An 18,744-nucleotide genomic window follows, 5' to 3' on the forward strand; every position below is an offset into this window, starting at 1 on the left:
GGATGGCTATTTTTGCGGAATTTTGTGGTGCCCACGGAGGGACTCGAACCCCCACACCTTGCGGCACATGGACCTGAACCATGCGCGTCTACCAATTCCGCCACGTGGGCACTGATGCTGCTTAACAACTCTGCTATTATATCGACCGGGAGAGTTTTGCGCCAGATGAACTTTTACATTCCTTACTGCACATCAACCCTGTCTTGCAGAACCCGCCGCTTTCGCTGCGAGAGACCAAGATTATAGAGCAATCCTTGGCGATGTCAAATGCCTCCCAAAATATTTTTGAAGAATTCCCGACGCGGCCATGCATTAGTCAAGCAAGGCGATTCCAAGTACACTACGCCTGTCGCGCATGCCGTATAGATGCTAACACTGTAAAAAACTAGAAAACTTTTGAACCAACCTACACATACCATTCCCAGCCGGGAGGAAATTCTCGGCATCTTCCGCAGCGCCAAAGGTCCGCTGGATCTGCGCGCCCTGTCGAAATCGCTGAAAGTCGCCACCGATGCGCAGGCTGTCCTGTCGCGCCGGCTGAACGCGATGCAGCGCGACGGCCAGATCCTCATTGACGACACCGGCCACTACACGCTGGCGACGCAGACCGGCTTCATCGCCGGCCGCGTCAGCAGCCACCGCGACGGTTTCGGCTTTGTGATTCCGGATGAGCCGGGCGAAGACCTGTTCCTGCCGGAGAAGGAAATGCAGAAAGTGCTGCATGGCGACCGCGTGCTGGCCAAGATCGTCGGCGTGGACCGCCGCGGCCGTTCGGAAGGCACGATTGTGGAAGTGACGCAGCGCGCCAATACCCACATCATCGGCCGCCTGCTGAACCAGAACGGCGCCTGGATCGTGGCGCCGGAAGACCAGCGTATTTCGCAGGACGTGCTGGTAGAGGGCGCGATCGGCAAGGCCAAGTCGGGCCAGATCGTCAGCGTTGAGCTGACCGAGCAGCCGATGCGCTTCAAGCAGCCGGTGGGCAAGATTGTTGAAGTACTGGGTTCGCTGGACGATCCGGGCATGGAAATCGAAATCGCCGTGCGCAAATTCGGCGTGCCGCATATCTTCTCGGACGCGGCGCTGCGCCAGGCCAACAAGCTGCCTGACCATGTGCGCGAAGCCGACTGGGGTGATCGCGTTGATTTGCGCGACGTGCCGCTGGTCACCATCGACGGCGAAGACGCGCGCGACTTCGACGATGCGGTTTACTGCGAACCGGTCAAGATCGGCCGCGCCAATGGCTACCGCCTGATCGTCGCGATTGCCGACGTCAGCCACTACGTCAAGCCGAACGACGCGCTGGACGCCGATGCGCTGGAACGCAGCACCTCGGTGTACTTCCCGCGCCGCGTGATCCCGATGCTGCCGGAAAAACTGTCCAACGGCCTGTGCTCGCTGAATCCAGCGGTGGACCGTCTGACGCTGGTCTGCGATGCGGTGGTTACCGCCAAGGGCGAGATCAAGGCTTACCAGTTCTATCCGGCCGTGATCCACTCGGCCGCGCGCCTGACCTACACTGAAGTGGCCGAGATCCTGGGCAACACCAAGGGACCCGAGGCGGCACGCCGTCCCGGCCTGGTGCCGCACCTGAGCAATCTGTACGAGGTGTTCCAGGCGCTGCTGAAAGCGCGCGCGGAACGCGGTGCGATTGATTTCGAAACCACCGAAACCTATATTGTCTGCAATCCGAACGGCAAGATCGAAAAGATCATCCCGCGCACCCGCAACGATGCGCACCGTTTGATCGAAGAGTGCATGCTGACCGCCAACGTGTGTGCGGCCGATCTGCTGATCCGCCACAAGCATCCGGGCACCTACCGCATCCACGCCACGCCGACCGCTGAGAAGCTGAAGCAGGTGCGCACCTTCCTCAAGCAGGTCAATCTGAGCCTGAACGGCGGCGACAAGCCGGCTGCGGCCGACTACGCCGCGCTGATGCGCCAGATCAAGGAGCGTCCGGACGCGTCGCTGCTGCAAACCATGCTGCTGCGCTCGATGCAGCAGGCGGTCTATTCACCGGATAACATCGGCCACTTCGGCCTGGCGTATGAGGCTTATGCCCACTTTACCAGCCCGATCCGCCGCTACCCGGACTTGCTGACGCACCGCGCCATCAAGGCCATCCTGCTGGGCAAAAAGTACGAGCCGAAGATCGCCGGCACCAGCGTGCTGAACACCAACGTCTCGAACGCTACCCGCAAGCAGCAGGCCAAGGACAAGGCCGAAGGCAAGGCGCCGAAGGCCGCCGGCGACCTGACCGTGTGGGACGCGCTGGGCGTGCACTGCTCGGCCAACGAGCGCCGCGCCGACGAAGCCTCGCGCGATGTCGAGAACTGGCTGAAGTGCTACTTCATGCAGGACAAGCTGGGCGAGGAATACACTGGCATCATCACCGGCGTGGCCACCTTCGGCATCTTCGTGCAGCTGGACCAGCTGTTTGTCGAAGGCATGGTGCACATCACCGACCTGGGCCAGGATTACTTCCAGTATGACGATGCGCGTCACGAACTGAAAGGCGAACGCAGTGGCAAAACCTTCCAGCTGACCGACCGCGTCAGCGTGCAGGTGGTGCGCGTCGACCTGGAGTCGCGCAAGATCGATCTGCGACTGGCTGGCGTCGATGCCGTGCCGCCGCGCGAAGGCAAGGCCAACGCCGCCAGCAAGAACAGCAAGACCAATATCAAGCCTGGCCCGGCGATCCCGGCCGCCAAGCCGACCAGCAAACCAGCGGCAAAATCAGCGGCCAAGCCCGCAGCTGCCAAGCCTGCCCGCAAGACCAAGGCCGCATCCGCGGCCAAACCCAGAGCAGCCCAAGCTGCCCCTAAGAGTAAGAAGAAGCGATAAATGAGCAAGAACAAAATGATTTTCGGTTTCCACGCGGTGACCTCGCGTTTGCGTCACGAGGCTGCGTCGGTGGAAGAAATTTTCGTCGATGCCGGTCGTGATGACCGCCGCATGAAAGACCTGATCGCCAACGCCAAATCGGCTGGCGTGCGCGTCATGCCGGTGGATTCGGCACGTCTGGACAAAATCGTCGGCACCCGCCGCCACCAGGGTGTGATCGCGTTTGCGTCGCAGCTGGCGCTGGCGCGCAATCTGGACGAGCTGCTGGACGCCATCGACGGTCCGCCGCTGCTGCTGGTGCTGGACGGTATCACCGATCCGCACAACCTGGGCGCCTGCCTGCGGGTGGCCGACGGCGTCGGCGCGCATGCGGTGATCGTGCCGAAAGACCGTGCCGTGGGCCTGAACGCCACCGCCGCCAAGGTCGCCTCCGGCGCCGCCGAGACCGTGCCTTACATCACCGTCACCAATCTGGCGCGCACCTTGCGCGAACTGAAAGACCGCGGCATCTGGCTGATCGGCACCTCGGACGATGGCGACAAAGGCTTGTACGAAGCCGACTTCACCGGCCCGACCGCGCTGGTCATGGGTTCGGAAGGCGAGGGCATGCGCCGCCTGACCCGCGAGACCTGCGACATGCTGGTCAGCATCCCGATGTTCGGCTCGGTCGAGAGCCTGAACGTGTCGGTTGCTTCGGGCGTCTGTCTGTACGAGGCACGCCGCCAGCGTATCGCCAAGGAAGCATAAGCGACACGCACCATTCGGCGGCCGAATTCGAGGGCCGCCGAACTCCCTCCGAACTCAGCCGCTGTTCAGCAACTCCCAGCCGGATACGCTACCATGCAAGCACCGGTTGTCATTCTGGATAAGCCATGTTCCACCGTCTACGCCAAGACATCAACAGCATCATCGAACGCGATCCCGCCGCCCGCAACGCCTGGGAGGTGCTGACCTGCTACCCCGGCCTGCAAGCCATCGTCATGCACCGCTGGGCGCACTGGTACTGGACCCACCAGATGAAATGGCTGGGGCGCTTCGTCTCCTACCTGGCGCGCATCATCACCGGCATTGAGATACACCCAGGCGCCACCATCGGCCGCCGCGTCTTCATCGACCACGGCTTCGGCGTGGTGATCGGCGAAACCGCAGAAATCGGCGACGACTGCACCATCTACCAGGGCGTGACGCTGGGCGGCACCTCGCTGCACACCGGTGCCAAGCGCCACCCGACCTTGGGGCGCGGCGTCATCATCGGCGCTGGCGCCAAGGTGCTGGGCGGCTTTACCGTCGGCGAATACGCCAAGGTCGGCTCCAACGCGGTGCTGCTGAAGCCGCTGCCGCCGGGCGCGACGGCGGTCGGCAATCCGGCCCACATCGTGCAAAAAGATGTGCTGAACGCCGCCGCCAATCCTTTCGCCGCCTATGGCGTGACGCCGAACGGCGATGACCCGCTGTCCAAGGCGCTGCGCGGGCTGATCGAAAACGCGGTCAAGCAGGAGCAGCGCATCGAGCAGCTGGTGGCCACCATGAAGGCGGCGGGGCTGGCGTGTCAGAGCGTAGCTGAGTGTGATAAATTGAACTCCGACCAACTGAACAAGCTCGTCGAATAAAAGGAAGTGGATATGGAAACAACGCCTGAAGGCCTGGAAATACTGGACCCGTTTGAAATCCGCGTGCTGGCGGTGCTGGCCGAGAAGGAAGCGCTGACGCCGGATAACTATCCGCTGTCGTTGAACGCGCTGGTCAATGGCTGCAATCAGCTGTCGAGCCGCGATCCGGTGATGGCGCTGTCGGAAGAAACAGTGGCGGAAGTGCTGCAGCGGCTGATGCAGAACAAATATGTCAACGGTATCACCCAAGCTGGCGCGCGCGTCACCAAGTACGAACACCGGATGCGCATCAAGTGGTCGCTGGAGCAGGACAAGCTGGCGGTGCTGACGATACTGATGCTGCGCGGCCTGCAAACCGCCGGCGAGATCCGCACCCGCAGCGGCCGGCTGCATGACTTCAAGTCGGTTGCCGATGTGGAGCAGGCGCTGCAATTCCTGATCGATAAATATCCGCCGCTGGTATCCAGGCTGCCGCTGGCGCCAGGCACCAAGGAGCCGCGCTACGGCCATCTGCTGGGCGGCGAGGAAGCGCTGGCGCGCGAAGAAACCGCGCTCAGCCTGGGTGGTTCCGTCAGTACTGGCGGGCAGGGCACGCGCTTAGGCGCGCTGGAGCAGGAAGTCCAGCAACTGCGCCAGCAAGTCGAGGAGCTGACCGCGCAGTTTGCCGAGTTCCGCAAGCAGTTTGAATAAACCATGGGCGCGGGCCGCTGGATTTTTTATCTTGCTTACACCACGGCAGCGCTGAACGATTCGGGCCGCCGCGCCAGCAGTTGAGACAGCCGTTGAAGGCCCGCCCGCAAACGTCCACGGTCCTTGATGCTGCCTAGAGAAATACGAATCGCATTCACCGAGCCGCCGCCAGTGGCGAAAGCCTCGGCCGGCGTGACGGCGATGCCCTCGTTGCCGGCTGCGCGCGCAAGCTGCGAAGAGTTCCAGTAAACCGGCAGCTCAAGCCATACATGCAGGCCGTCTCCGGCGCCGCTGTATCGTCCCGCCATGATGTCCCGCGCCATGCGGTGGCGCAGGCGTGCTTCCTTGCGCACGCCGTCCATCAATCTGTCAGCCGAACCGTCAAGTATCCACTGGGTGGCCAGCGCTGCCGTGAGCGGCGCGACCATCAGCGCAAATGATCTGAGCGCGACCAGGAAACGTTCGCGTTCGTGCGGATCGCGTATCAGCACGAAGGCGACACGCAAGCCTGGCGTCAGGCATTTCGACAGCGTGGAGATGTAGTACGCCTGTTCCGGGGCAAACGTGGCCACGGGCGGCGGCGGGGCATCGGCCAGCAGCCAGTAGGGATCGTCCTCGACGATGCGTACATTGCAGCGCCTGGCGATGCTGGCCAGCTCCTTGCGCCGCCGTTCCGGCATGGTGGTGGCGCAAGGGTTCTGTAATGTGGGATTGAGGTAGACCAGCGCGGGCTTGTGCTGGCGGCAGGCTTGCTCAAGCTTCTCAGGCAGCATCCCGTGCTGGTCCGCTGCCACCGCGATGATGTGCCGGCCGAACTGGCTCGCTGCGGTGCGCAAGCCAGGATAACTCATAGGCTCGGCCAGGATGGCATCGCCAGGCTCGGTCAGCGCGAGCATCAAGGCAGCGATCGCCGCCTGGGCTCCCGGACAGACCACAACCTGTCGGGCATCGACCTGTCCGAACATCGGCGCCAGCCATTGGGCGCCAGCCTTGCGGTCGGAATCGCTGCCCCCGGCCAGGTGGTAAGTCATCAGCAATTCATTATCCGCTCGCATCAACACTTGAGCCAAACCTTGTTTCAGCATATCGTCGAAGTCCACGCCATCCGGCGGTGGCGGGGTGTTCATGCTCAGATCAAGGACTGCGTTTAACTCGACCTTCGGCGCTGCGACATAGGTGCCGCGCGCGCCGCGGCCCTCCAGCAGGTTGCGGCGTCTGGCTTCGTCGTAGGCGCGCGTGATCGTCGTCAGGTCGACGGCCAACTGTGCCGCCAACTGCCGCTGTGGAGGCAGGCGGTCGCCCGGTTTCAGCGATCCGTCCGCGAGCGCCGCCTGCAAGGCATCGGCGATCTGCAAAAAACGTGGCCCGCCGTGGACGGCCAAGCGCGGCAGCCAGATGGGGGAATTGCCATCTTGTATGGATTCTAACTGGGACATTTTGTCTCAATGTATGGAAATTGCTTTAAGGTAGTATGCATCAGAACGTGCAGCAACACCATCCTTGCATGGCAGTCGCCGACGCCACAATAGATAGTGTCAAGTAATAACTGGAAATACTCAAAATGGTGGACTGGATACCTGTAATCTTCGTGATCTTCAAGTTTCTCGTGCTTGGCACGGGGATGTTCTATGCCGTGAAGTGGCATTACGATCAAGGGAAGAAGAAGGAAAACGAAAGGCGCGCAGTGCTGCGCGCGGGCGGCAAAGTGGTCGCACTATTCGTGCTAGTGCTGCTGGGGCTGGGACTCGTCACCTTCTTCGTCATCAAAATGCTGGGTATGGACTTGACCTTTCCATGACCGCAAAGATGTGCCGGCAGGCGAAAAAAATCAGGCTTCATGCAGGACCGTAGTCCTGTTGAAGCCTGATTGCTGTCGGCGCTTAGAAGCGGTAGATGTAGCGGACCGCGATATCTGCTACGTTCTGGCGGTTCTGCATGTTGACGGTGGTGTTATCCGAGTACGTGAATGGCACGCCGTTGTTGCTCCACTGGTATTCGTAAAACTTCACGCGTGAATAGCCGTAGTCGAAGCGCAGATCGGCATTCGGGCGGATCGCATACATCGCGGCCAGCCGCAGTCCCATCTGGCGGTAGCTGGCGTCCGGCAGGCCAATCGCTGCCTGGGCCAGGTTGGCTGCGCTGGGCGCCGTCACCGTGGTACCTGACACTCCGCTGGCGGCTGCCACGCCATACTTGTTGCGATCGTTCAGATACGCCAGGGTGAGATCGAAGCGCAGCTTCTCGCTGGCCTTGAACTTGGCGCCGATGCCGGCCGCGTCGTTGAAGTTGTGCAGGTCCGCCATGTAACCGGTGCTATGGTTGATGAACTGGGTCTGCTCGCCATGCGACATATAGGCGTTCAGCGTCAGCTTTTCCGACAGCGTGTAGCCAGCGTCCAGGCTGTACAGCGACACGCCGGATTCACGCCAGCCCTTGCCGCCGTTCAGCGGAGCGTAACCGGTGGTGTTGCGGTCCTTGCCGTCTTCCGCCACCAGTTGCAGGTTCAGGTTCTCGGCCGGATTCCAGTCCAGCGACAGCTTCCATTTTTCTCGCTTCAGATTGGTCAAGGACAGCGGGAATACCGAGTTGCCCGCCAGCGCCAGAATCGCCGCCGCCGGCAGTTGCTGGCCATAGCAGGCACGGCCGCCGCAATACAGGTTGATCAGCGCCAGATTGGCGGCGGTGGTGCCGGCCACGGCTGGATCGAGCGTGCTCAGCGTGGTCCAGTCGGAGCCGGTGCGCTTGCTTTCCGAATAGCTGATCGCGCCATTCAAGGTTTCCGACAGGTTGCGGCGCAGTTCCGCGCGATAGCCGGTTTCCTTGGTCTTGGCGCGCAGCGCGGTCAGGCCGGCGACGTTTTCGTCCGCCGCCGAAGTCGGCACTTCGCGTTCCACCTGATAGTAGTCGGCGCCCAGCGTGGCGCGCCAGCCCTGGGCGATGCGGTAGCTGGCCTCCAGCTTGCCGGTGGTTTTGACGTTGCTGGTGCGGCTGTTGTACCAGGCGCCATCCAGATTGGTGTAGCTGGCTGGCGTGGTGGCCGGCGTGACGGCCGACGGTTCCAGGTTGTAGCGGAACAGCGGGGTCTTGTCGTCGCGGTCTTCGTGCTTGATATTGGCCAGCAGCGACAGCTTGCTGGTCGGCCGCGCGGTAAAGCCGAACTGGGTCAGCAGCGTGTCGACGCGGGCATTCAGGCTGGAGGCACCGGCCGGTGCACCCAGCAGGCCGTTGGCGGCAAAGCTGTCGTTCTGGCTGGCGTGGGTGTACGCCACCTTGAAGTTGGCCTTGACCGCGCGGCTGAACGCATAGCTGCCGTCCAGGTAGAACTGGTGCGCCTGGTTATCCGGCGGCAGCGCCATCGCCGATTGCAGCACGCTCTGCAAGCTCATGCCGCCGCCAGCGATAATGTTGTTGCCGACCGCAGGATAGCCGGGCAGGGCCACGCCCAGGCCGCTATTGAAGCTGTTCGGCACCACCGGGTTGAGACTGCCATTGGCGTTGTTGTACAGCGAGCCATAGTAGCCGAGGCCGATCAGCAGCTTGCTGTCATGGTAGTTCAGCCGCATGTCGAGCTGCTTGGTGGAGGAGTCGATCGGCTCCGGCACCAGCAGCAACGCGCCGGCCGTGTAGTTGGCCTGGTTCATGGCTGTGGTGCTTGAAGTGCCGCAGACGTAGGCGGCGCAAGCATAGCCGCGGCCCCACAGGCGGGCGCCGCTCTTGTCCTCGTTCTTGAAATTGGCCTCGAATTGCAGGTCAGGCGTCAGCCATTGCTCATAGTTGAGCGAGGCGGCCTTGCGCTCGGTGCCGATGTTCACGTTCTTGCCGGTGCCCGGCTTTGCCAGCCGCGCGATCACTGGCGTGGTGCTGCCGATGCCGGTCATGGCGGTGTTGATGGTGCGCGGATACTCGCGGCTGATCTCGCTGTACTCGGCAGCATATTTCCACGCGCCTTGTTTTTCGTGCAGGAAGCTGACCGAGCGGCCTTCCAGCGCGCCGTCGTTGACGTTGATGCGCATCCAGGTGCCGGTGGCGTCGTCGCGGGTGACCCACTCGACGTCGACGATGGCGTAGGCGTCGTTGTTGCGCTTGCCGTTGTACTGGCCGTAGATGGCGCGGTCGTCCTTGCCGCCGCTGAGGGCGCCGAGGCCGACGCTGATTACGCTGTCGGGCTTGATCAGCTTGGCCACGTCATCTTCTGCGGCGGCTGTCGAAAAGATCGCCATCAGGGCCAGCGCCAGCGCTGTAGGGCGCAGCGTGGCCGTATGAAGCTTGGTTTTCATTGTCATTTCTCCCTCAACGGAACATGAACTGCGGTGTTGGATTGGTCACGGTCGGATTGTTCGAGCCATGGACCTGGGTGTGGCAGTTGTTGCAGGCGCGGCCTTGCGTGACCCAGGTGCCGGACTTGCCTGGCGTGTTGGTGGTCGGAGCGGTAGCCTGCGCGCCAGCCACTTGCGGGATGAAGCCGCCGTGCGGGGTGTGGCATTGCTGGCAGAGGAAGGGCGGACGCGCTTTCAGCATGTTTTCCGCCGTGGTGCCGTGCGGGTTGTGGCACAGCGTGCAGTCTTCGTTGACCGGCTCGTGGTTATGTACGAACGGACCGCGTTTTTCCATATGGCAGGTGTAGCAGGTGTCGTTGATGCTGTCGCGCTTGAGCAGTTTAGGGCCCACCGAGCCATGCGGATTGTGGCAGTCGGAGCAGCTCATCTTGCCTTCAGGGATAGGGTGGTGCGAAGGACGGTTGACCTGGCCGCGCTGTTCCTTGTGGCAGGCGTAGCAGACTTCGGGCTGGGTGCGCTTGTCGCGGACCTTGTCGTGGCCGGTGTGTACCTGGTGGCAGGAGGTGCAGGCCACATCGCGCGTGTCGTGGGTGCTGCCGGCCCAGTGCGAGCGCTTGGCGTCCTTCTCGTGACAGGACAGGCAGGCGTCGTTGCGGTCGGCGACCGGGGTTTTGGCGTGCTTGGTAAAGGTACGCTCAGGCGCCGGCCGTTGCTGGCCTTTGCTGTCCGCGTGGGCGTCGCTGGCGCCGTGGCAGCTGGTACAGGTCGGCGTGCGGCCGTCGGCGCGGGTGCCGTGTTTGCCTTTGCCGATTTGCAGCAGTTGGGGATTATCGCTTTCGTCGTGACAAGCGGTGCATTTGGCATCCCCTTTGAGCACCAGGTCATCGCCCTGGGCCGCTGCGGGGAAGGCGCTTGCCATGCCGGCGACCAAGGCCAGGATGGAAACGAGTCGCAGTATCTTCATTATTTTCTCCGTGTGATAGACAGGTGTCTCTCTGTCATCTCCCTATTTGCAAAAACAATGCCCGCCAAAAATAGTGGCAAAAATTTTCATAAGACATTGTTTATAAACGGAATTTATGTGGAGCTTAAGGCTGATTTGTTTTCTCGAAGATGGGAAAGTGGCGGCGTATTTCCTCGCTATTGAGAGCCGCTTCCACATTCCTGTTTTTGGGATTGCCGTAGCCGCGCTTGCCATGCGCCTGCCCCGCAACGCAGACTGGCAATATGGTCCTACCTGCATTCCTTCTGATCGTTGAGCGTAGTCTGAGCCCGTCGCCGTCGAGGTGACGGGCTTTTTTTGTGCTGCCGGGCAGCCCTTGCGGGGCGCGAAAAAAAAGGCCACGGCAAGCGCCGTGGCCCAACACGCACATCGATCGGGGTTAGTGGCCGCCGCTGAAGAAGCCGATGGTGACCAGCGTCAGCAGGATCAGGCCGAAGGCAATCAGCACCAGGCCGAGGATCTTCGAGCCGATGCGCATCGGTTTGGATGGCGCATCCACCAGGTATTTCTCCAGTTCGCCCGAGGCCAGCAGACGCTCATACTGCGCCGGGTGCTCGTCGCGGAACTCTTCCAGCGATTGGGTGCCGGTGAACATCACGATGTCCGGTGGCGGCAGCTTGTTCGGCCGGAAGTGGTTGTTGAAGAAGTGCACGGTGAACAGGAAGACCGCTGCCAGGAATGCTTCCTCGCCATGGATGACGGTGGCGACGTTGAAGATCCAGCCGGGCAGATACTCAGCCGCCACTGTCGGCAGCGCCAGCGTCAGGCCGCTGAAGCCGATAATGTTGACGCCCCAGAACACCGCCCAGTAATCGAACTTCTCGAAGTAGGTCCAGCGGTCGAATTTCGGTTTCGGCCCTTTGCCGAAGAACCACTTGAACATGCCGATGCAATCGCGCAGGTCTTTCCAGTTCGGGATCAGCGAATCCGGGCCGAACCAGCGGAAGCTGCGGTCGCGCAGCAGTTTCTGCATCACATACACAAAATGGATGAAGAAGATGCCGACAAAAGCCATGGCGGCAAAGCGGTGGATCAGGCCCATCGGCTTGGAACCGCCGAACACCTTGGCCACATGCGGCGCCCATGAAGCGTGCGAGAACAGCACGGCGGTACCGGTCAGTACCAGCGTCATGGTTACCAGCGCGAAGCACAGGTGGGCAATGCGCCAGCCGACAGGGAAGCGGCGGAAGTGCTTGTGTTGCAGCGGTTCAGGCAGACCTTCCAGGCGGATATGGGTTTCCAGCTTGTGCTTGGCCGATTCCTTCCATTCGCGGTACAGCCACAGGCCGGAGTGGGTCCAGAAGAACAGGAACACGCCGATCAGCAGCGCCACCATGAAGTTGGTGACGATCCACATTTCCGGATACTTGGCGAAGTCGTGGCTGTTGGCGTGCGGCTCGAACGAGGCGAAGCCGGCGGTGGCTTTCGGCCGTTTCTTGCCGTCGTGGCAGGACTGGCAGGTTTTCAGGCGCTTGTCCGGATGCACCTTGGATTCCGGATCTTTCGAGCCGAGGATCTCATGGCTGCCGTGGCAGTTGTAGCACTTGGCGGTTTCCGCCGTGCCGAGATTGGTGGCCTGGCCGTGATAGGTGCCGCCATAGGATTTGCGCTGTTCCTGGTGGCAGTTGCCGCATTCTTCCACATTCAGCAGCTTGAACGACAGCAGCGAGGTGCTGGTGATTTCATGCGTGGTATGGCAATCGATGCAGACCGCAGCCTTGCTGTTGTTCTTTTCCAGCACTTCCTTGCCGTGCGCCGATTCGGTGTAGGTATCCAGCTGGTCGGTGTGGCATTGCGTGCCGCACAGGGCCGGCACGCCGGCGCGCCAGGCAGCATACTCCGGACTCTTGCGATCGGTGGGGACGTTGAAACTGTGTGTGTCGTGGCACTGGGTGCAGGAAGCCTTCGGCAGATCCGGATTGTCATCATCCGGCTTGGCGTGGAAGGATTTTTTGTAGGCGGCGATATTTTCCACCACTTTGCCCAGACGCGGCTTGGCGGCGGCGCTGTGATTCTTTTGCGCCTCGTCCCATAGCTTCTGGTGGCAGGTGGCGCAATCGGGTGCGGCTTGCTGGTTTTTCTTGTGCGGCTGCTTGCTGTTGCCGGTGACGGTCAGGTCGCTGTGGCAGCTGACGCAGGACAGGTCGCGGTGGACGCCGGCGCCATGCTTGGCAGCGTCGATACCGCGCAGCGCACGCTCGTCGCCATCGTCATTGCTGACCTTGATGGGGGCTTTGTTTGCCTCATGGCAGGCGATGCAGGCGGCATCGCTGCTGGCGGCGGCCGGGTCGACCGCTGCGCTGGACAGCGCGGCAGACAGACACAGCACGGCGCCAAGTATCGCCTTCAGTAACGGTTTGGAGTACATGATTTTTCCTGGATGCTGAAAGGCGGCGGGCGGGCACACGGCCCAGCCCGCCGCTGCCGGAACGGCGGAGGAGTGGAGAGGACTAGCGCGTCAATATCCACTGCGCCACGCTTTTCAGCTTGGCGGGGTCTTTGGTGTCGATGATCTTGTGTTCTTCCTCGGTGCCGTCTTCCAGCTTGACGGTAGGACCGGAAGTGATCTGTTTGACGATATGTTCCTCGCCATCCGCCTTGCCTTTGTATTTGCCGGCCACTTTCTTATACGACGGGCCTTTTTTGGTCTTGTCGACCGCGTGGCATTTGAAGCAGCCATTTTTGCGCAGCAGTGCTTCGGTTTCGGCGTCGTCGGCGTAGGCGTTCACGCTGGCCAGCGCGCTGCTGGCCAGCAGCAGGAGAGCACTCAGTTTAATAATCGATTTCATGATTTCCTCGATGGTTGTTTCAGATGTCGGCCGCGTTGATACACGACTCACCAGGCGTATAAGCAAAAAGAAGGCCATGCAGAAAAGCCCGCCAATACAGGCGCTCTGCGATATGGCTGCTCCCGAAAATGGGAAAAGCGGCTAGTCCATTCCCGTTTGCGAGACGCCGCAATCAAATGCACTTAACTTGACATCGGCGCCTGTGCGAATGGCTGCCCAGCCGCTACCATGGCGCGATGCAGGTACTAAAGAATTGAGCAAGATGCAGCAACAAGCGCCATCCGACCGCCAGCCCTTGCCGCCGGCGCGCCATGCGCTGTCGATACGCAGCAAGGGCGCGATAGTGATCGGCGCCTTGCTGGCGTATGCGATCGTCATTTCGCTGTTTGCCTTCGACCAGAAGAATCAGCTGCTGCGCGAGTTCGAGGAAATCCAGAGCACGCTGCAGACCGAGGCCTTGCTGAAGCAGGCCGACCTGTCCGCCTTCCACGCGGTGATCGCCATCTTTGCCGCCATCGACGCGAATGATCCGCAGGTGGCGATGCAGCACGCCGAGATGTATCACCAGTCTCTGCTTGATGCGCAACGCGATCTCGGCCAGCGCTTCGACAACGCGCTGCTGGCGCCGGGAGCGCTGGACGCCGACTGGCAACGCGCCAACCAGCATCCCGACAAGCCCAATCTGAATCGCCTGCTCAGTGGCGTGGTCAAGGTCAAGAGCGAGCTGTCGGCGCTGACCGAGGCAGTGCAGCGGCGCCGCCAGTCGCTGGCGGCCAGCTACCGCGAACGCACCGGCTCGGTGGCCAGAACGATTTTCCTCGCCGGCATGCTGGGCTTGGTGATGCTGGGGGCCTGCATCGTGCTGTTCTTCCGCCGCCTGACGGAAGACCTGGCCATCCTGCAAAAACGCGCGCTGGAAATCCTGCATGGCCTGCATGGCGGGCCGATCAACGTCACCCGGCATGACGAGGTCGGCCAGTTGATGACCGCCGTGAACAATATGTCGGATACGCTGGAAGCGCGCAACAAGGAACTGATGCTGGAGCGGCAGAAGTATATGCATCAGGAGAAGATGGCGGCAATCGGCACGCTGGCTGCCGGCATCTCGCACGAGATCGGCAACCCCATCGCCGCCATCTCCGGCATCGCCCAGGACATGCTGGAGCGGCGCGCCTGCATGGACGAACATGGCCGCGTCAACTGCTGCCAGTGCCGCCCGGACCTGATCTACGAACAAACCGCGCGTCTGGCGGCAATTACCCGCGAGATTGCCGACTTCGCCTCACCGCGCGCGGTGGAGGCGCAGTTGCTGGACCTGAATCACCAGCTGCGCAGCACCACCAGCCTGGTCCGCTACGACAAGCGCCTGGCCGGCGTCGAGCTGCAATTGCAGCTGGATATGCAACTACCCGCCATCCATGGCGTGGCCGACCAGCTGACCCAGCTGATCATGAACCTGCTGATCAACGCCATGGATGCGCTGGAAGGTGTCGGCGGACGGCGCCGGCCGACCATCACCGTCACCACCAGCCGCACGCCGTTGGGCGTGCAGATGTGCGTGGAAGACAATGGCAGCGGCATGGATGCGGCCACCGTGCAGCGCGTGTTTGAAGCCTTTTTCACCACCAAGCCAGCCGGCAAGGGCACCGGCCTGGGCCTGTCGCTATGCTATGCGATCGCGCAGAACCACGGCGGCACCATCGATATCGAATCGGCACCCGAGCGCGGTACGCAGGTGCGGGTGCTATTCCCTCCAACCGAATGAGAAATACTGCATGAAATCACTCGACGTGATGGTGATCGACGATGAGCCGGTGATCCGCCAGATGCTGGCGGCGCACCTGCTGAAGCTGGGCTGCACCGTGGTCCAGGCCGGCACCGGGGAGGAAGCGCTGGAACGCCTGTCGAAAGGCGATATCGAAGCGGCCATCTGCGATATCAAGATGCCCGGCATGAGCGGCATCGAACTGGTGCGCCAGGTGCGCGCGGCCGGTATCGACACCAGCTTTATCATGATGACCGCCTTTGCCTCGGTGGATACGGCCATCGAGGCGATGCAGGCCGGCGCCACCGACTATATGGTCAAGCCGGTGCGCAACGAGGAACTGCAGCACCGGCTGCGCAAGATCAGCGACCTGCGCGGCCTGCGCGCCGAAAACCGCGTGCTGCGCAGCCTGGTGCAGGGCAAGCGCGAAGACCAGTTCGAGTTCAGCTCGCCGGTGATGCGCGATCTGGCGCGGCTGGTGGACAAGGTATCGCCGACCGCCAGCACGGTGCTGGTGACCGGCGAAAGCGGCACCGGCAAGGGCGTGGTGGCGCGCCGCATTCACCAGCAGAGCCCGCGCGCCAACGCGCCATTCATCCCGGTCAACTGCGGCGCGCTGCCGGAAAACCTGATCGAGAGCGAGCTGTTCGGACACGTCAAGGGGGCGTTCACCGGCGCCGACAAGGCGCGCAAAGGGCTGTTCCTGGAGGCGGACGGCGGCACGCTGTTCCTCGACGAGATCGGCGAATTGCCGTTGATGATGCAGGTCAAGCTGCTGCATGTGATTGAAGAGAAGAGCATCCGCGCCGTGGGCAGCGAGCAGGCGCGCCGCGCTGATGTGCGCATCATTGCCGCCACCAACCGCGACCTGGCGCAGATGGTGGCGGAAGGGCGCTTCCGCGAAGATCTGTATTTCCGCCTGAGCGTGTTCCTGATCCAGCTGCCGCCGCTACGCGAGCGCCGCGCCGACTTGCCAGCGCTGATGGCTTTCCTGCTGCGCCGTGGCGCCGAGCGTAGCGGCTTGCATCGCGTGCCGGCGCTGGAGCCGGAAGTCGATGAGCTGCTGCTGTCCTACCAGTGGCCGGGCAATGTGCGCGAGCTGGAGCATGTGATCGACCGCGCGCTGATCCTGGCTGACGGCGGCCAGGTCAGTTGCGCCGACCTGCCGCCGCAAATCGTCAAGGAGGCGGGCGCAGCGCCGGTGGCGGATGGCATCAGTGGCCAGCTACCGGCCGAACCGGGCGAAAGCCTGCGCGATCAGGTGCGCCGCTTTGAGTGCGCGCTGATTACCCGCGCTATCCGCGAAGCCGAGGGGGACCGTCGTTTGGCGGCGCAGAAGCTGGGCATGGGCTTGTCCAGCCTGTACCGCAAGCAGGAAGAATTCGAAACGCTGGGCTTGCTGTAAGGGCGTGGCATGCGCCGGGTCTATGTGCGCGAAACCAGCGGCCGCCACACGCGCAGGAGGCATTGCTGGGGATGGTTCAGCCAGGTGCTGTTCTTCCTGCTGCCGTGGCTGAACTGGGATGGCCGGCAGATGCTGCTGTATGACGTCGCGGCGGTGCGGGTGGCGCTGCCCGGTGTGGTGCTGGGACCGCAGCAACTGGCCTGGCTGCTGTTGCCGCTGCTGGGTCTGGTCTTGCTGCTGATGGCGGCGTCGGCGTGGCAGGGGCGGCTGTTCTGCGGTTATCTGTGCGCGCATACGGTGTACGCCGATCTGCTGCTGTGTCTGGAGCGCCGTATCGAAGGCAGCCGCAGCGCACGCATGCAGCTGGATCAGGCGCCGCTTGCGCTGCGACGCTGGCGGAAGAAATTTCTCAAGCATGGCGCCTGGACGCTGCTGGCACTGGGCTGTGGATTTGGCATGACGGCCTGGTTCACGCCGGCGCGCGCGTTGCCGGTGCAGCTGCTGCATGGTGCGCCGGGGCCGTGGATGGCGGTGCTCGCCTATTCGGTGTTCTTCTATGTTAACGGCATGCTGCTGCGCCACCGCGTGTGCCGCTGGTTTTGCCCGTTCGGACCCTTGCTGGGCGCGCTGGCGGGACCTCGTACCAGAGCCGTCCGCTACCACGCGCAACGTGGCGAGCCGCGCGGGCTGCGCAACGCCAAGCGCGATCGCGCTGTGCTGGCGGCGCAAGGCGACTGTCTGGATTGCACGCTGTGTATACAGGTCTGCCCGAGCGGCAGCGATATCCGCCAAGGCGAGCGGCACGACTGCATCGCTTGCGGCGCCTGCATCGACGCTTGCGACCAGGTAATGCGCCAGCGTGGACTAGCGCTTGGCCTGATCGCTTATCGCAAAGAGATTTGTAGCAAAGATGGAAAAATTTGATCTGGGTCAATCAAAAGAACTAGTACTAATTCGTATCATTCCCCGAAAGCAAGATCCAGCCTGAAACAAGCGGATTTTGCGCGCCTGCCGCAGTGGCGGGCGTGGTTAAGGGAGAATCATCATGAGTTTGCAAGCATGTCAGCTCGCTTGCACGCGTGGCGGCCGCAGCCTGTTCCATGGGCTGGATTTCACGCTTCAAGCCGGTGACGCATTGCGCGTTGCCGGCGCCAACGGCAGCGGTAAAAGCAGCCTGTTGCGGCTGCTATGCGGCCTTGCTTTCCCTAGCGCCGGCGAAGTACGCTGGCATGGCCGTAATATCCGCGCGGCGCGTGAAGAGTTCGGCGCAGCGCTGACCTATCTGGGCCACGCGCACGGCGTCAAGGATGATCTATTGGCGTGGGAAAACCTGGTGGTCGCCAGTACGCTGGCTGGCCAGCTGGTAGACCGCGTACAGGCGTGCACCGCCTTGGCGGCCTTGGGGCTGGGTGCGCAAGCCTGCCTGCCGGCGCTGTCCCTGTCGCAAGGGCAGCGCAAGCGCGTGGCGCTGGCCCGGCTGCATCTGCAACAGGACGCGCGGCTGTGGATCTTGGACGAGCCATTTGCCGCGCTCGATACCGCCACCATTGCCCACCTCGCCGGCACGCTGGAGCGCCATCTGGAGCGTGGCGGCATGCTGGTCTACACCACGCATCAGCATGTGCCGCTGCGCGCGCCTCGGGCGCGGCTGCTCGACCTGAGCCGGGAGGCCGCATGCTGAAGGTGTTCACCTGCGTGCTGCGGCGCGATCTCAAGCTGGCGCTGCGGCGCCGTTCCGATGTCTTGACCACGCTGTTTTTCTTCATCGTCGTGGTCACCCTGTTTCCCCTCGGCGTGGGGCCGGAACCCGAACTGCTGCGCACCATGGCGCCCGGCGTGCTGTGGGTGTCTGCATTGCTGGCGTCGATGCTGGCGCTGGGCCGCCTGTTCGCCCCGGATTTCGCCGACGGAACGCTGGAACAGATGCTGCTGTCGGCCGAACCGCTGATGCTGATCAGTTGCGCCAAGGTGCTGGCGCACTGGCTGGTGTCCGGCCTGCCGCTGGTGTTGCTGGCGCCGCTGCTGGGCATGCAGTTCGGCCTGCCATCCAGTTCGGTCTGGGTGCTGTGCCTGACGCTGCTGATCGGCACGCCGGTACTCAGCTTGCTGGGGGCGATCGGCGCTGCGCTGACGCTGGGCGTGCGCGGCGGCGGCGTGCTGGTGGCCTTGCTGGTGCTGCCGCTGTACATCCCGGTGCTGATCTTTGGCGCGGGCGCGGTCAGCGCCGAAGCCAGCGGCATGGGCGCGCAAGCGCATTTCCTGCTGCTGGGGGCGATGCTGGCCGCAGCGGCGGCGCTGGCGCCGTGGGCAGTCGCCTCGGCGCTGCGGGTGGCGCTGGAATAGAACTTTAGCGAAGGA

The 18,744-nt window shown here is 62.7% G+C and carries 15 protein-coding genes and 1 tRNA gene; 10 read left to right on the forward strand and 6 right to left on the reverse strand.

Annotated features, from left to right (window positions below; all coding sequences use genetic code 11):
- Positions 1 to 25: 25 nt before the first annotated feature.
- A tRNA-Leu gene (locus tag KW842_RS13445) sits at positions 26 to 110 on the reverse strand.
- A 286-nt stretch (positions 111 to 396) separates the two neighbouring features.
- Here KW842_RS13445 and rnr point away from each other — a divergent pair.
- The 4 genes from rnr (at position 397) to KW842_RS13465 (ending at position 5,147) form a co-directional block, all read left to right on the forward strand.
- Entirely contained in the window at positions 397 to 2,847 is a 2,451-nt protein-coding gene (gene rnr, locus KW842_RS13450) for a ribonuclease R (protein WP_218304597.1), read from the forward strand.
- The gene (gene rlmB / locus KW842_RS13455; protein WP_229223668.1) at positions 2,848 to 3,594 is read left to right on the forward strand and encodes a 23S rRNA (guanosine(2251)-2'-O)-methyltransferase RlmB; all 747 of its coding nucleotides are present in this window, start codon (positions 2,848 to 2,850) and stop codon (positions 3,592 to 3,594) included. It abuts the gene before it with no gap.
- A 125-nt stretch (positions 3,595 to 3,719) separates the two neighbouring features.
- The gene (gene cysE / locus KW842_RS13460; RefSeq protein WP_218304598.1) at positions 3,720 to 4,457 is read left to right on the forward strand and encodes a serine O-acetyltransferase; all 738 of its coding nucleotides are present in this window, start codon (positions 3,720 to 3,722) and stop codon (positions 4,455 to 4,457) included.
- A gap of 12 nt (positions 4,458 to 4,469) precedes the next feature.
- The gene (locus KW842_RS13465; protein ID WP_218304599.1) at positions 4,470 to 5,147 is read left to right on the forward strand and encodes a YceH family protein; all 678 of its coding nucleotides are present in this window, start codon (positions 4,470 to 4,472) and stop codon (positions 5,145 to 5,147) included.
- Positions 5,148 to 5,182: 35 nt separating this feature from the next.
- Here KW842_RS13465 and KW842_RS13470 read toward each other — a convergent pair whose 3' ends face one another.
- The gene (locus KW842_RS13470; RefSeq protein WP_218304600.1) at positions 5,183 to 6,583 is read right to left on the reverse strand and encodes a PLP-dependent aminotransferase family protein; all 1,401 of its coding nucleotides are present in this window, start codon (positions 6,581 to 6,583) and stop codon (positions 5,183 to 5,185) included.
- A 125-nt stretch (positions 6,584 to 6,708) separates the two neighbouring features.
- Between KW842_RS13470 and KW842_RS13475 the strand changes: the two genes are divergently transcribed.
- Positions 6,709 to 6,945: a hypothetical protein gene (locus KW842_RS13475; RefSeq protein ID WP_218304601.1), complete on the forward strand. Its 237-nt coding sequence runs from the start codon at positions 6,709 to 6,711 to the stop codon at positions 6,943 to 6,945.
- 82 nt (positions 6,946 to 7,027) lie between these two features.
- Here KW842_RS13475 and KW842_RS13480 read toward each other — a convergent pair whose 3' ends face one another.
- From KW842_RS13480 to KW842_RS13495, 4 genes are all read right to left on the reverse strand, one after another.
- Positions 7,028 to 9,424 carry an MtrB/PioB family decaheme-associated outer membrane protein gene (locus tag KW842_RS13480; protein WP_218304602.1) on the reverse strand — a complete coding sequence of 799 codons (2,397 nt, stop codon included), beginning with the start codon at positions 9,422 to 9,424 and terminating at the stop codon, positions 7,028 to 7,030.
- A 13-nt stretch (positions 9,425 to 9,437) separates the two neighbouring features.
- Positions 9,438 to 10,388 carry a DmsE family decaheme c-type cytochrome gene (locus tag KW842_RS13485; RefSeq protein ID WP_218304603.1) on the reverse strand — a complete coding sequence of 317 codons (951 nt, stop codon included), beginning with the start codon at positions 10,386 to 10,388 and terminating at the stop codon, positions 9,438 to 9,440.
- Between the two features lie 418 nt (positions 10,389 to 10,806).
- Positions 10,807 to 12,795: a cytochrome C gene (locus KW842_RS13490; RefSeq protein WP_218304604.1), complete on the reverse strand. Its 1,989-nt coding sequence runs from the start codon at positions 12,793 to 12,795 to the stop codon at positions 10,807 to 10,809.
- Between the two features lie 82 nt (positions 12,796 to 12,877).
- The gene (locus KW842_RS13495) at positions 12,878 to 13,216 is read right to left on the reverse strand and encodes a c-type cytochrome (protein ID WP_218304605.1); all 339 of its coding nucleotides are present in this window, start codon (positions 13,214 to 13,216) and stop codon (positions 12,878 to 12,880) included.
- Between the two features lie 262 nt (positions 13,217 to 13,478).
- On the opposite strand from KW842_RS13495, the gene KW842_RS13500 reads away from it, so the two are divergent.
- The 5 genes from KW842_RS13500 to ccmB all read left to right on the forward strand — a co-directional run bounded on the left by KW842_RS13500 (position 13,479) and on the right by ccmB (position 18,729).
- On the forward strand, positions 13,479 to 14,981 hold the full coding sequence (locus KW842_RS13500; protein ID WP_218304606.1) for an ATP-binding protein: 1,503 nt from the start codon (positions 13,479 to 13,481) through the stop codon (positions 14,979 to 14,981).
- A gap of 10 nt (positions 14,982 to 14,991) precedes the next feature.
- Positions 14,992 to 16,386: a sigma-54 dependent transcriptional regulator gene (locus KW842_RS13505; protein ID WP_218304607.1), complete on the forward strand. Its 1,395-nt coding sequence runs from the start codon at positions 14,992 to 14,994 to the stop codon at positions 16,384 to 16,386.
- 9 nt (positions 16,387 to 16,395) lie between these two features.
- On the forward strand, positions 16,396 to 17,310 hold the full coding sequence (locus KW842_RS13510; protein ID WP_218304608.1) for a 4Fe-4S dicluster domain-containing protein: 915 nt from the start codon (positions 16,396 to 16,398) through the stop codon (positions 17,308 to 17,310).
- Positions 17,311 to 17,431: 121 nt separating this feature from the next.
- The gene (ccmA, locus tag KW842_RS13515; protein WP_218304609.1) at positions 17,432 to 18,067 is read left to right on the forward strand and encodes a cytochrome c biogenesis heme-transporting ATPase CcmA; all 636 of its coding nucleotides are present in this window, start codon (positions 17,432 to 17,434) and stop codon (positions 18,065 to 18,067) included.
- Positions 18,061 to 18,729 carry a heme exporter protein CcmB gene (gene ccmB / locus KW842_RS13520; protein ID WP_218304610.1) on the forward strand — a complete coding sequence of 223 codons (669 nt, stop codon included), beginning with the start codon at positions 18,061 to 18,063 and terminating at the stop codon, positions 18,727 to 18,729. The genes ccmA and ccmB overlap by 7 nt, the downstream gene beginning before the upstream one ends.
- Positions 18,730 to 18,744 lie beyond the last annotated feature (15 nt).

Origin of the sequence: Duganella sp. sic0402, from assembly GCF_019219065.1 — a bacterium.
Lineage (GTDB): Bacteria > Pseudomonadota > Gammaproteobacteria > Burkholderiales > Burkholderiaceae_D > Rugamonas.